The organism is Pantoea sp. WEP (assembly GCF_041678305.1).
In the GTDB taxonomy this organism is placed as follows: domain Bacteria; phylum Pseudomonadota; class Gammaproteobacteria; order Enterobacterales; family Enterobacteriaceae; genus Pantoea; species Pantoea dispersa.
In genome coordinates this window covers 2,859,531-2,872,644 of record NZ_JBGNXB010000001.1, presented here as the reverse complement: position 1 = coordinate 2,872,644, position 13,114 = coordinate 2,859,531, and the positions used below count along the sequence as shown (strand labels likewise).

Genomic DNA, 13,114 nt, shown 5'->3' with positions numbered 1-13,114 from the left:
GCCTGTTGCCGGGCTTTTTATTTCTGACGAGGGGAAAACATGGATAACGTGGTCAATCTCTGGCCGTTACTTGGCATTGCCGCGATTGTGCTTGGCTTTGTGCTGCGCTTCAACCCGGTGCTGGTGGTGATTGTTGCCGGTTTTGTCACCGGGCTGGCGGCGCATATGCCGCTCGGTGATATTCTGGAGAAGCTCGGTTCCGGCTTTCTCAATACCCGTAATCTGCCGCTGATCCTGCTGTTACCGCTGGCGGTCATCGGATTGCTGGAGCGCCACGGTTTGAAAGAGCGTGCGCAGACGTGGATCGCCCGGATCAAAACCGCCACCGCCGGCCGTTTACTGATCGTCTATCTGTTCGTGCGTGAGCTGACTGCGGCGCTGGGGCTGACCAGCCTGGGCGGCCATCCGCAGATGGTGCGTCCGCTGCTGGCACCGATGGCCGAAGGTGCCACTGAAAACCGTTACGGCAGCGTATCACCGGAGATTCGTCAGCGGCTGCGCGCCATGTCGGCGGCCACCGATAACGTCGGGCTGTTCTTCGGTGAAGATATTTTCGTGGCCTTCGGCGCGATCATTTTTATGCACAACTTTATGCAGGAGTCGGCGGGCATCAGCACCGAACCGTTGCACATCGCGCTGTGGGGCATTCCGACCGCGCTGTGTGCGTTCCTGATTCATGCTGCGCGACTGGTGCGGCTCGACCGTCAGCTGTCGCGTGAGCTGGGCGCGCTCAACCAGCAGGCGCTGCGCGCAAAAGGAGGTGAGTGATGTTTCAGCAACAGTATCTGATGTGGCTGGCCGGGGCGATCCTGCTGATTGTCGCGCTGCTGTCATGGCGCGATAGCGCCAACCCGCGCCGTTTTACCACCGGTTTATTCTGGGCGCTGTACGGTCTGATTTTCCTGATTGGCGACGGTGCTTATCAACTGATGGGGCAGTGGGCCGGTGATGCGGAGCTGGGACGTCGCTGGTTGCATATTGCCGTGGGCGCGGCGGTAGTGGTCATGGCGCTGATTGCCGGGTTCGGCGGCGTGCGCCTCGGTCGCTATCATCAGCGCAGCGATGAACAGAAGCAGCAGAGCGCGCAGCGTCTCGGCAACAAGCTGTTTCTGCCGGCGCTGGCGATCCCGCTGGTGACGGTGATTGGCGTGCTGGCGTTCAATCATATTCCCGGTCTGCAGGAGAGGGTGTTTGGCCCGGGCAATCATTCGACGCTGGTCACGCTGTTTTCGATGATGATTGGCTGCGTGCTGGGCTGGCTGATTGCGCTGAAGTTTACCCACGAGAAGCCGCTGCAGTCGATGCAGGAGACGCGGCGTTTGCTGGATGCGGTGGGCTGGGCGTTTATTTTGCCGCAGATTCTCGCCACGCTTGGCCTGCTGTTTACCAGCGCTGGCGTCGGCACGGCGATTTCGCATCTGACCGAACACTATCTGGCGGTGGATAACCGGCTGATTGCGGTCGCGGTATATGCGCTGGGCATGGCGTTGCTGACCATGGTGATGGGCAATGCGTTTGCGGCGTTCCCGATTGTCACCGCCGGCATCGGTATTCCGATTCTGGTGCTGCAGCACGGTGGCAATCCGGCGGTGATGGCGGCGATCGGCATGTTCTGCGGGTACTGCGGCACGCTGATGACGCCGATGGCTGCCAACTTCAATATTGTTCCGGCGCGTTTACTGGAGCTGCCGGACCGTAACGCGGTGATCAAGGCTCAGGTGCCAACCGGTGTGCTACTGTTATTGGTAAATATTTTCCTGCTTTATTTCCTGATGTTCCTGTGAGGTTGCGATGAAAACGGTGTTAATGACGGCGTTCGAGCCGTTTGGCGGCGAGCGCATTAATCCGTCGTGGGAAGCGGTACGCAGCTTTGATGGTCGGGAGTTCGGCGGCGCGCGGATTGTGGTGCGCCAGCTGCCGGTGGTATTCGCCCGCTGCGGCCAGGTGCTTACCGCCGCGCTGGAAGAGCTGCAGCCGCACCGCGTGCTGTGCGTCGGCCAGGCTGGCGGGCGCAGCGATATCAGCGTAGAGCGCGTGGCGATTAATGTGAACGATGCGCGCATTCCGGATAATGACCAGCAGCAGCCGGTCGATCAGCCGATTGTCGCCGGGGGACCGGCGGCCTATTTTTCCACGCTGCCGATCAAAGCGATGGTCGCGACACTGCGCGAAGTGGGAATTCCGGCTTCGGTGTCGCAAACCGCCGGGACGTTTACCTGTAATAACGTCATGTATCACCTGCTGCACTGGCTGCAGACCACAGGCAGCGCAGCACGCGGCGGTTTCGTGCATATTCCTTATATGCCGCAGCAGGCGGCGCAGCATCCTGGCGCACCGAGTATGTCGACCGCCAGTGTGATCCAGGCGCTGGAAACGTCGCTGCAGGTGATTCTCAGCACAGAGAAAGACATTCGCGAAGTGGGCGGCGCAACCCATTAATCAGGAGCGGTTATGCCAGAGGGACCGGAGATCCGCCGCGCGGCGGATCAACTTGCAGCGGCAATGGTGGGCAAGCCTCTGACCGAGGTGTGGTTTGCTTTTCCGGCGCTGAAGACCTACGAACCGGCGCTAATGGGGGAAACCATCGACGCCTTTGAAACGCGCGGCAAGGCACTGCTTACGCATTTCTCTAACGGACTGACGCTGTACAGCCATAATCAGCTGTACGGCGTGTGGCGTGTGGTGCCGAGCGGGACTGAGCCCAATACTTCGCGCCAGCTGCGCGTGCGGCTGGGTAATGCCGACCGGGCAATTTTGCTGTATAGCGCTTCGGATATTGAGCTGCTGAACGCAGATACGCTCGGCGCGCATCCGTTTTTGCAACGCGTCGGACCGGACGTGCTGGACGCCACGCTGACGGTGGAAGAGGTGCGCGAACGGCTGCTGTCGCCGCGTTTTCGTCGCCGCCAGTTCAGCGGTTTGCTGCTGGATCAGGCATTTCTCGCCGGGCTCGGCAACTATCTGCGCGTCGAGATTTTGTGGCACGCCGGTTTGCTGGCGCAGCATCGTGCACAGGATTTGAGCGATCAGCAGCTGGATGCGTTGAGCCACGCCATGCTGGCGGTGCCGCGTTTGTCTTATCAGATGCGTGGCAGCATGAAGAAGTATCACGAAGAGGCGGCGTTTCGTTTCGAGGTGTTTCACCGCCAGGGCAAAAAGTGCCGGCGCTGCGGTACCGTCATTGAGAAGGGCGTACTGTCATCACGACCGTTTTACTGGTGTCCGGGCTGTCAGCATTGAGTTTTGGTCATCAATAGAAGAGGCGCGGGACAGGCCATCATCGTCTTCCGGCAAACCGCACCAGAGCTAATGCACTGACTGGCTGAGCCCCGGGGCAGGCAATCCGCAGCGCTGAACAGCATGAGGAAGTCAGGATGAGACCGCATGGCTCCGGCGGTCCGTCAGACTGACGAAGGGTGTGAAGGTACCGCGTCAGCGGCGCGAGGACGCCTGAAACGGGGCTCAGCCAGGCAGGGCTTGGCACGATGCGCCCCAAACATTCGCCGTGTACTAAAAAGAAAAGGGCGGGATAACCCGCCCTGATTGTTATTTTTTCAGCGCCGAGCTGAATTCGCGCTCGGTGTAACCGGTGTAGAGCTGACGTGGGCGGGCAATCTTCATGCCTTCGTCGTGCATCTCTTTCCAGTGCGCAATCCAGCCAACGGTACGCGCCATCGCGAAGATCACGGTAAACATTGATGACGGAATGCCCATCGCTTTCAGAATGATACCGGAATAGAAATCGACGTTCGGATAGAGTTTACGCTCAATGAAGTACGGGTCGTTCAGCGCGATGTGCTCCAGCTCCATCGCCACTTCCAGCAGGTCGTCCTTCATGCCCAGCTCATTCAGCACTTCATGGCAGGTTTCACGCATCACGGTCGCGCGCGGGTCATAGTTTTTATAAACACGGTGACCGAAGCCCATCAGACGGAACGAATCGTTCTTATCTTTGGCGCGACGCACGAATTCCGGAATGTGATCGACGGTGCTGATCTCTTCCAGCATACGCAGCGTGGCTTCGTTGGCACCACCGTGCGCAGGTCCCCACAGCGAGGCGATACCGGCGGCGATACAGGCAAACGGGTTGGCACCGGAAGAACCGGCGGTACGCACGGTAGAGGTTGATGCGTTCTGTTCGTGGTCAGCGTGCAGGATCAGGATACGGTCCATGGCGCGTTCCAGCACCGGGTTCACTTTGTACTCTTCACACGGCGTAGCAAACATCATGTGCAGGAAGTTACCGGCATAGGAGAGGTCGTTACGCGGATACACAAACGGCTGGCCGATGGAGTATTTGTAACACATCGCGGCCATGGTCGGCATTTTTGACAGCAGGCGGAAGGCGGCGATTTCACGGTGACGTTCAATATTCACGTCTAATGAATCGTGATAGAAGGCAGCCAGCGCGCCGGTCACGCCGCACATCACCGCCATCGGGTGTGAATCACGACGGAAGCCGTGGAACAGGCGGGTGATCTGCTCGTGAATCATGGTGTGACGGGTTACGGTAGTGCGGAACTCGTCGTACTGCGCCTGAGTAGGGGCTTCGCCGTTCAGCAGGATGTAGCACACTTCCAGATAGTTGGAGTGGGTAGCCAGCTGATCGATAGGGAAACCGCGATGTAACAAAATCCCTTCATCACCATCAATAAAGGTAATTTTTGATTCGCAGGACGCCGTAGAGGTAAAACCGGGGTCGAAGGTGAACAGGCCTTTTGAGCCAAGGGCGCGGACATCAACAACATCCTGTCCCAGCGTGCCTTGCATCACATCCAGTTCCACGGAGTTGTTATCTTGTAGGGTTAGCGTCACTTTTTTATCTGTCATTTTTCGTCTCCATAGCGCCTTAGTAGGTAAGGATCTTAGACACCAGAACAGTCATCATGTTGCGTTTACCCGCCGTATTTTCGGGCCGCTGCTACACTGGCTGCGCGCGCGCAGTGCGGTCATTTACTTGCGTAAACGCCCATCATTTGCACGCTTACTGCCTTGTTGCAACCCGCACGACTTAGGCTAAAACAGAATCTTCACAGCATCACTCAGCGGTAACGTTCATGCTGCAAGGTTACGGAGCGAAATGTGTAAAGCCAATCGGTGGTGTCCGGGCATGACGCGCTGCACATCGTGGATGTTAAAGATCCTGTCACGACATAACTTCTTGGTAACCAATAACCTGACGGTTTGTGTTGCTCGTAAAGGCAATGTTACATAACTTGAGCTTAGGGGAAAGTGTATCCCCATAACTTTTATGCATCATAGGGTTTTAGTGCGTTCGTTTGTAACTGAAATGTTGATCTATTGTCAAATCAGATAATTAAAAATGTATAAATTGTGAAATACGTGAGGCGGATCACTGTTCAGCTTAAATGTGACCAAAGAGATTGTAGGGGAATTGTAATCAGAATGTGATCCTCCTATACTGCCGCCAGGTCTCCGGAATACCCTGACACCAGGAGCCACCCAGCGTTTTACCCGCTTCATTTAACACTGGATGTTGCTATTTTGGTGGCGGTTGCAGTCCGAACACGCACTGTGCTCTTCTGTAACTCAGGACCGGAGGAAGCAAAATAAAAAAGAGCTGTGTGGGCAAAACCGTGAAAAAACAAAGACCTGTTAACTTGGATCTCTCGACGATCCGGTTTCCCGTTACTGCAATATCGTCCATTCTCCACCGCGTCTCCGGCGTGATTACCTTTGTCGCTCTCGGAATTCTGCTCTGGTTACTGGGTCTCTCCCTCTCTTCTCCGGAAGGTTTCCAGCAAGCGGCATCCATCATGGATAGCTTCTTCGCCAAATTCATCATGTGGGGCATTCTGACCGCGCTGGCATATCACGCAGCAAGCGGCATTCGTCACATGCTGGCCGACTTCGGTTTTACGGCAGAAACCCTGCAGGTGGGAACCCGTACCGCGCAAGCGGTTTTTGTTATCACTGTCGTGCTCTCAATTCTGGCTGGAGTCCTCGTATGGTAAGCAATGCTTCTGCATTAGGACGCAACGGTATCCATGACTGGCTGTTACTGCGTGCTGCTGCAATCTTAATTACGCTCTACATTCTCTACATCCTCGGTTTTGTCGTGATGACCGGCACGCTGACGTATGACGTCTGGCGCGGCTTTTTCGCTTCCTCCTTTACCAAAGTGTTCACGTTGCTGACGCTGTTCTCGATTCTGGTCCACGGCTGGATTGGCATGTGGCAGGTTTTGACCGACTACGTGAAACCGCTGGCAACGCGTCTGGTGTTGCAACTGGTGATTGTGGTCGCGCTGTTGTCGTATGCAATTTATGGAACTGTTGTGGTGTGGGGTGTGTAAATGAGTTTGCCAGTCAGAGAATTTGATGCCGTGGTGATCGGCGCAGGTGGTGCGGGTATGCGCGCCGCGCTGCAAATCTCCCAGTCGGGCCAGAGCTGTGCTCTGTTATCCAAAGTGTTCCCAACCCGTTCCCACACCGTATCGGCGCAGGGCGGGATTACCGTGGCACTGGGTAACTCCCACGAAGATAACTGGGAATGGCACATGTACGATACTGTCAAAGGATCCGATTACATCGGTGACCAGGACGCGATCGAATATATGTGTAAAACCGGTCCGGAAGCGATTCTGGAGCTGGAGCACATGGGCCTGCCATTCTCCCGTCTTGATGACGGCCGCGTTTATCAGCGTCCGTTTGGTGGCCAGTCGAAAAACTTCGGTGGTGAGCAGGCGGCGCGTACCGCTGCTGCTGCCGACCGTACCGGCCACGCCCTGCTGCATACGCTGTATCAGCAGAACCTGAAAAACAAAACCACCATCTTCTCCGAATGGTATGCACTGGATCTGGTGAAAAACGCTGACGGCGCGATCGTCGGCTGTACCGCCATCTGCATCGAAACCGGTGAAACGGTCTACTTCAAAGCCAAAGCCACTATCCTCGCGACCGGCGGTGCTGGCCGTATCTATCAGTCCACCACCAATGCCCACATCAACACCGGTGACGGCGTCGGCATGGCGCTGCGTGCCGGCGTGCCAATGCAGGATATGGAGATGTGGCAGTTCCACCCAACCGGCATCGCCGGGGCGGGTGTGCTGGTGACCGAAGGCTGCCGTGGTGAAGGTGGCTATCTGCTGAACAAGCATGGCGAGCGTTTCATGGAGCGCTACGCGCCGAACGCCAAAGATCTGGCGGGCCGTGATGTGGTGGCGCGTTCAATGATGGTGGAAATTCGTGAAGGTCGCGGTTGCGACGGCCCATGGGGTCCACACATCAAACTGAAACTCGACCATCTGGGCGCTGAAGTGCTGGAATCCCGTCTGCCGGGCATCCTCGAATTGTCGCGTACCTTTGCTCACGTCGACCCGATTAAAGAACCGATTCCGGTTATCCCGACCTGCCACTACATGATGGGCGGCGTGCCGACCCGCGTGACCGGTCAGGCGCTGCGCGTCAACGAGCAGGGCGAAGATGAAGTGATTCCGGGCCTGTTCGCGGTAGGTGAAATTGCCTGCGTATCAGTACACGGCGCAAACCGTCTTGGCGGCAACTCGCTGCTCGACCTGGTGGTATTTGGCCGCGCGGCCGGTGTTCACCTGATGGAGTGCATCGCTGAGCAGGGCGAACTGCGCGACGCCACCGAAGATGAAATCGACGCGGCGATGGCCCGCTTCAACCGCTGGGAAAACAACACCACCGGTGAAGACCCGGTTGAAATCCGCAAGGCGCTGCAGCGCTGCATGCAGAACAACTTCTCGGTATTCCGTGAAGGGGATGCGATGCGTGAAGGCCTGGCCGAGCTGAAAGAGATTCGTGAGCGCCTGAAAAACGCGCGTCTCGATGACCGTTCACCGGACTTCAACACCCAGCGTATCGAATGCCTTGAGCTGGATAACCTGATGGAAACCGCTTACGCCACCGCGGTAGCGGCCAACTTCCGCACCGAAAGCCGTGGCGCTCACAGCCGCTTCGACTACCCGGAGCGTGATGATGCCAACTGGCTGTGCCACAGCCTCTATGTTCCGCAAACGGAAAGCATGACGCGCCGTGAGGTGAACATGCAACCGAAACTGCGTGCGGCCTTCCCGCCGAAAGCGCGTACTTACTAATTGCGGAGATCATCATGAGACTCGAATTTTCTATCTATCGTTACAACCCGGAAGTCGATGACAAACCGCGCATGCAGGATTACACCCTCGAAGCGGAAGATGGTCGCGACATGATGCTACTGGACGCGCTGATCCGTTTGAAAGAGAAGGATCCTACGCTGGCCTTCCGTCGTTCCTGCCGTGAAGGCGTGTGCGGCTCCGATGGCCTCAACATGAACGGTAAAAATGGCCTGGCGTGTATCACGCCGGTCTCCGCTCTGGGCAATGGCAGCAAGAAGATTGTTATCCGTCCGCTGCCCGGTTTGCCGGTAATCCGCGACCTCGTGGTGGACATGGGACAATTCTATGCTCAGTATGAGAAGATTAAGCCTTTCCTGTTGAATAATGGGGAAAATCCGCCAGCGCGCGAGCATCTGCAAACGCCTGCGCAGCGTGAGCACCTGGACGGCCTGTACGAGTGTATTCTCTGTGCCTGCTGCTCCACGTCGTGCCCGTCGTTCTGGTGGAATCCGGACAAGTTCATCGGTCCGGCCGGCCTGCTGGCGGCGTACCGCTTCCTGATTGACAGCCGCGACACCGAAACCGATGCGCGCCTCGACAATCTGAATGATGCTTTCAGTGTTTTCCGCTGTCACAGCATCATGAACTGTGTGAGCGTGTGCCCGAAAGGCTTAAACCCAACGCGCGCCATCGGCCATATTAAGTCGATGCTGCTGCAGCGCGGGGCGTAACAAACGGAAGTCACGATCGGGAACCCAGGTTCCCGATCGTTTACGGAAGCCTCTATAAGCGCGGTACTGACCACGCTTATAAAGGTTCCCTTACGGGCCAGGCGCCGGTTGCGCACAGGTTCGTATCGCTGAACTCACTACGGCAAGCCGCGAAAGCGGCAACAAATGAAACCTCAAAAAAGCAGATTAATGCTTAAGGGATCACAATGCAGAACAGCGCGATGAAACCCTGGCTGGACTCCTCCTGGCTGGCCGGCGCGAACCAGTCCTACATAGAGCAACTCTATGAGGATTTCCTGACCGATCCTGACTCTGTTGATGAAGTGTGGCGCTCGATGTTCCAGCAGCTGCCGGGCACCGGCGTGAAACCTGAGCAGTTTCACTCCACGACGCGTGAATACTTCCGCCGCCTGGCGAAAGACGCCACCCGCTACACCTCCACAGTCACCGATCCGGCCGCTAATTCCAAACAGGTTAAAGTGCTGCAGCTGATTAATGCGTTCCGCTTCCGCGGCCATCAGCACGCTAACCTCGATCCGCTCGGCCTGTGGAAGCAGGAGCGCGTGGCGGATCTCGATCCGGCCTTCCACGATCTGACCGACGCCGATTTTCAGGAAAGCTTTAACGTAGGCTCTTTCGCCATTGGCAAAGAGACCATGAAGCTGGCCGATCTTTATGCCGCACTGCAGCAGACCTACTGTGGTTCGATTGGTGCAGAGTACATGCACATCAATAACACCGAAGAGAAGCGCTGGATTCAGCAGCGTCTGGAATCGGTAGTGGGCCATGCGTCATTCAGCGCGGACGAGAAAAAAGGTTTCCTGAAAGAGCTGACGGCGGCAGAGGGCCTGGAAAAATACCTCGGCGCGAAATTCCCGGGTGCCAAACGCTTCTCGCTGGAAGGCGGTGATGCGCTGGTACCGATGCTGCGCGAAATGATTCGCCACGCCGGCAAGAGCGGCACGCGTGAAGTGGTGCTGGGCATGGCACACCGCGGTCGTCTCAACGTGCTGATCAACGTGCTGGGTAAAAAACCGCAGGATCTGTTCGACGAGTTCTCCGGCAAGCACAAAGAGCACCTCGGTACCGGTGACGTGAAGTACCACATGGGCTTCTCGTCAGACGTGGAAACCGAAGGCGGCCTGGTGCACCTGGCGCTGGCGTTCAACCCGTCGCATCTGGAAATTGTAAGCCCGGTCGTCATGGGCTCGGTGCGCGCGCGTCTGGATCGTCTGGCGGAGCCGGGCAGCAACAAAGTTCTGCCGATCACCATTCACGGTGACGCCGCGGTTATTGGCCAGGGCGTGGTGCAGGAAACCCTGAACATGTCGCAGGCGCGCGGTTACGAAGTGGGCGGCACCGTACGCATCGTGATTAACAACCAGGTGGGCTTCACCACCTCGAATCCGAAAGATGCGCGTTCTACCCCTTACTGCACCGACATCGGCAAAATGGTGCTGGCACCGATCTTCCACGTCAACGCGGACGATCCGGAGGCGGTGGCGTTTGTTACCCGTCTGGCGCTGGATTATCGCAATACCTTCAAACGCGATGTGTTCATCGACCTGGTGTGCTACCGCCGTCACGGCCATAACGAAGCCGACGAGCCAAGCGCCACCCAGCCGCTGATGTATCAGAAAATCAAAAAGCATCCGACGCCGCGCAAAATCTACGCCGATCAGCTGGAAAGCGAAGGCGTGGCCACGCAGGAAGATGCCACCGAGCTGGTAAACCTGTACCGCGATGCGCTGGATGAAGGCGAGTGCGTGGTGCCGGAATGGCGTCCGATGAGCCTGCACTCGTTCACCTGGTCTCCGTACCTCAACCACGAGTGGGATGAGAGCTACCCGGAAACCGTGGACATGAAACGTCTGCAGGAGCTGGCGCGCCGCATCAGCAGCATTCCGGAAGCGGTGGAAGTGCAGTCGCGCGTTGCCAAGATTTACAACGACCGCAAAGAGATGGCGGAAGGCAACAAGCTGTTCGACTGGGGCGGCGCGGAAAACCTCGCTTACGCCACGCTGGTGGACGAAGGCATTCCGGTGCGCCTGTCGGGTGAAGACTCCGGCCGCGGCACCTTCTTCCACCGTCACGCGGTGATTCACAACCAGCAGAACGGTTCGACTTACACTCCGCTGCACCACATCCATAACGGTCAGGGTCAGTTCAAGGTGTGGGATTCGGTGCTGTCGGAAGAAGCGGTACTGGCGTTCGAATACGGTTACGCCACCGCCGAGCCGCGCGTGCTGACCATCTGGGAAGCGCAGTTTGGTGACTTCGCCAACGGCGCTCAGGTGGTGATCGATCAGTTCATCAGCTCCGGCGAGCAGAAATGGGGCCGCATGTGTGGTCTGGTGATGCTGCTGCCACACGGCTATGAAGGGCAGGGTCCGGAGCACTCCTCCGCGCGCCTCGAGCGCTATCTGCAGCTGTGTGCTGAGCAGAACATGCAGGTCTGCGTGCCATCAACGCCAGCGCAGGTCTACCACATGCTGCGTCGTCAGGCGCTGCGCGGTATGCGCCGTCCGCTGATCGTGATGTCACCGAAGTCGCTGCTGCGTCATCCGCTGGCGGTATCCAGCCTTGATGAGCTGGCCAACGGTAGCTTCCAGCCGGCGATTGGTGAGATCGACGACCTCGATCCGCAGCAGGTGAAACGCGTGGTGCTGTGCTCCGGTAAAGTTTATTACGATCTGCTGGAACAGCGTCGTAAGAACGAGCAGACCGATGTCGCCATCGTGCGTATCGAACAGCTCTATCCGTTCCCGCACAAAGCGGTGCAGGAAGCGCTGAAGAATTACGCCCATGTTCAGGATTTCGTCTGGTGTCAGGAAGAGCCACTGAACCAGGGCGCATGGTATTGCAGTCAGCATCATTTCCGCGAAGTGGTTCCATTTGGTGCGTCACTGCGTTACGCAGGCCGTCCGGCTTCTGCTTCACCGGCCGTGGGCTATATGTCCGTACATCAACAACAGCAGCAAGACCTGGTCAATGACGCGCTGAACCTTGGTTAATTAAAAGGAAAGAAAATGAGTAGCGTAGAAATTCTCGTTCCCGATTTGCCTGAATCCGTAGCGGACGCCACGGTAGCAACCTGGCATAAAAAACCCGGCGACTCTGTGACCCGCGACGAAGTGCTGGTCGAGATCGAAACTGACAAAGTGGTACTGGAAGTGCCTGCCGCCGCTGACGGTGTGCTGGAAGCGGTGCTGGAAGACGAAGGCGCCACCGTAACATCGCGCCAGATTCTGGGCCGTCTGAAGGAAGGCAACAGCGGCGGGAAAGAGACCACGGCGAAAGTGGAAAGCAAGGAGTCTACGCCTGCACAGCGTCAGACTGCATCTCTGGAAGAAGAGAGCAATGACGCGCTCAGCCCGGCCGTGCGCCGCCTGATTGCGGAAAACAACCTCGACGCCAGCCAGATTAAAGGCACCGGTGTTGGCGGCCGTCTGACGCGCGAAGATGTGGAAAAACATCTGGCGAAGAAAGCCGACGGCGCGAAAGCGGCACCGGCAGCCGATGCGGCTCCGCAGGCAGTCGCCAACCGCAGCGAGAAGCGCGTGCCAATGACCCGTCTGCGCAAGCGCGTGGCCGAGCGTCTGCTGGAAGCGAAAAACAGCACCGCGATGCTGACCACCTTCAACGAAGTCAACATGAAGCCGATCATGGATCTGCGCAAGCAGTACGGCGATGCCTTCGAGAAGCGTCACGGCGTGCGTCTGGGCTTTATGTCCTTCTACATCAAAGCGGTGGTCGAAGCGCTGAAACGCTTCCCGGAAGTCAACGCGTCGATCGACGGCGACGATGTGGTGTACCACAACTATTTCGATGTCAGCATCGCGGTCTCAACGCCGCGTGGTCTGGTGACGCCAGTGCTGAAAGACGTTGATGCGCTGAGCATGGCCGACATCGAGAAGAAAATTAAAGAGCTGGCGGTGAAAGGCCGTGACGGCAAGCTGACGGTGGAAGAACTGACCGGCGGTAACTTCACCATCACCAACGGTGGTGTGTTCGGTTCGCTGATGTCTACGCCGATCATCAACCCGCCGCAGAGCGCGATTCTGGGGATGCACGCCATCAAAGATCGCCCAATGGCGGTGAATGGTCAGGTGGTGGTGCTGCCAATGATGTATCTGGCGCTCTCCTACGATCACCGTCTGATCGATGGTCGTGAATCTGTCGGCTATCTGGTCGCGGTGAAAGAGCTGCTGGAAGATCCGGCGCGTCTGCTGCTGGATGTCTGATTTTCGCCGGGCGCGCTGGCACGAGGCGCGCCCAAATTAACCCTGTTTAGATCTGA

11 protein-coding genes are annotated in these 13,114 nt (G+C 57.5%); 10 read left to right on the top strand and 1 reads right to left on the bottom strand.

The features are described from left to right. The first annotated feature begins 39 nt into the window (after positions 1-39). Genes ABVR31_RS13355 through nei form a run of 4 tightly spaced genes read left to right on the top strand, consistent with a single transcriptional unit; the run spans position 40 to position 3,240 of the window. A complete protein-coding gene (locus ABVR31_RS13355; protein ID WP_021508546.1) occupies positions 40-768 on the top strand; it encodes a DUF969 domain-containing protein in 729 nt (242 codons plus the stop codon). Further along, complete coding sequence (locus ABVR31_RS13350) at positions 768-1,784, top strand: DUF979 domain-containing protein (protein WP_058757881.1); 1,017 nt, start codon at positions 768-770, stop codon at positions 1,782-1,784. Before ABVR31_RS13355 ends, ABVR31_RS13350 begins: the two co-directional genes overlap by 1 nt. A 7-nt stretch (positions 1,785-1,791) precedes the next feature. Then, positions 1,792-2,439, top strand: coding sequence for a pyroglutamyl-peptidase I (gene pcp, locus ABVR31_RS13345; protein WP_150058437.1), 648 nt, complete (start codon positions 1,792-1,794; stop codon positions 2,437-2,439). Between the two features lie 12 nt (positions 2,440-2,451). Continuing rightward, positions 2,452-3,240 (top strand): endonuclease VIII, encoded by a 789-nt coding sequence (nei, locus tag ABVR31_RS13340; RefSeq protein WP_058769449.1) that lies wholly within the window; start codon positions 2,452-2,454, stop codon positions 3,238-3,240. A gap of 306 nt (positions 3,241-3,546) precedes the next feature. Here the strand turns inward: nei and ABVR31_RS13335 are convergent, their stop codons facing one another. Continuing rightward, positions 3,547-4,830, bottom strand: coding sequence for a citrate synthase (locus ABVR31_RS13335; protein WP_021508542.1), 1,284 nt, complete (start codon positions 4,828-4,830; stop codon positions 3,547-3,549). 755 nt (positions 4,831-5,585) lie between these two features. On the opposite strand from ABVR31_RS13335, the gene sdhC reads away from it, so the two are divergent. The 6 genes from sdhC to odhB all read left to right on the top strand — a co-directional run bounded on the left by sdhC (position 5,586) and on the right by odhB (position 13,058). Continuing rightward, positions 5,586-5,975 (top strand): succinate dehydrogenase cytochrome b556 subunit, encoded by a 390-nt coding sequence (sdhC, locus tag ABVR31_RS13330; protein WP_021508541.1) that lies wholly within the window; start codon positions 5,586-5,588, stop codon positions 5,973-5,975. Continuing rightward, positions 5,969-6,316 (top strand): succinate dehydrogenase membrane anchor subunit, encoded by a 348-nt coding sequence (sdhD, locus tag ABVR31_RS13325; protein WP_021508540.1) that lies wholly within the window; start codon positions 5,969-5,971, stop codon positions 6,314-6,316. The genes sdhC and sdhD overlap by 7 nt, the downstream gene beginning before the upstream one ends. Then, positions 6,317-8,083, top strand: coding sequence for a succinate dehydrogenase flavoprotein subunit (gene sdhA / locus ABVR31_RS13320; RefSeq protein ID WP_021508539.1), 1,767 nt, complete (start codon positions 6,317-6,319; stop codon positions 8,081-8,083). It begins immediately after the preceding gene. A 14-nt stretch (positions 8,084-8,097) separates the two neighbouring features. Then, positions 8,098-8,814 carry a succinate dehydrogenase iron-sulfur subunit gene (locus ABVR31_RS13315; protein WP_021508538.1) on the top strand — a complete coding sequence of 239 codons (717 nt, stop codon included), beginning with the start codon at positions 8,098-8,100 and terminating at the stop codon, positions 8,812-8,814. A 206-nt stretch (positions 8,815-9,020) separates the two neighbouring features. Continuing rightward, complete coding sequence (gene sucA / locus ABVR31_RS13310) at positions 9,021-11,828, top strand: 2-oxoglutarate dehydrogenase E1 component (protein WP_021508537.1); 2,808 nt, start codon at positions 9,021-9,023, stop codon at positions 11,826-11,828. 15 nt (positions 11,829-11,843) lie between these two features. Then, positions 11,844-13,058 (top strand): 2-oxoglutarate dehydrogenase complex dihydrolipoyllysine-residue succinyltransferase, encoded by a 1,215-nt coding sequence (gene odhB, locus ABVR31_RS13305; protein ID WP_021508536.1) that lies wholly within the window; start codon positions 11,844-11,846, stop codon positions 13,056-13,058. Positions 13,059-13,114: the final 56 nt, after the last annotated feature.

What these genes read in the sequence shown, in the direction of transcription:
- pcp (WP_150058437.1), top strand. Translation starts at nt 1,792, where the DNA reads ATGAAAACGGTGTTAATGACGGCGTTCGAGCCGTTTGGCGGCGAGCGC.
- sdhA (WP_021508539.1), top strand. Translation starts at nt 6,317, where the DNA reads ATGAGTTTGCCAGTCAGAGAATTTGATGCCGTGGTGATCGGCGCAGGT.
- ABVR31_RS13350 (WP_058757881.1), top strand. Translation starts at nt 768, where the DNA reads ATGTTTCAGCAACAGTATCTGATGTGGCTGGCCGGGGCGATCCTGCTG.
- sdhD (WP_021508540.1), top strand. Translation starts at nt 5,969, where the DNA reads ATGGTAAGCAATGCTTCTGCATTAGGACGCAACGGTATCCATGACTGG.
- odhB (WP_021508536.1), top strand. Translation starts at nt 11,844, where the DNA reads ATGAGTAGCGTAGAAATTCTCGTTCCCGATTTGCCTGAATCCGTAGCG.
- ABVR31_RS13355 (WP_021508546.1), top strand. Translation starts at nt 40, where the DNA reads ATGGATAACGTGGTCAATCTCTGGCCGTTACTTGGCATTGCCGCGATT.
- ABVR31_RS13315 (WP_021508538.1), top strand. Translation starts at nt 8,098, where the DNA reads ATGAGACTCGAATTTTCTATCTATCGTTACAACCCGGAAGTCGATGAC.
- sucA (WP_021508537.1), top strand. Translation starts at nt 9,021, where the DNA reads ATGCAGAACAGCGCGATGAAACCCTGGCTGGACTCCTCCTGGCTGGCC.
- ABVR31_RS13335 (WP_021508542.1), bottom strand. Translation starts at nt 4,830, where the DNA reads ATGACAGATAAAAAAGTGACGCTAACCCTACAAGATAACAACTCCGTG.
- nei (WP_058769449.1), top strand. Translation starts at nt 2,452, where the DNA reads ATGCCAGAGGGACCGGAGATCCGCCGCGCGGCGGATCAACTTGCAGCG.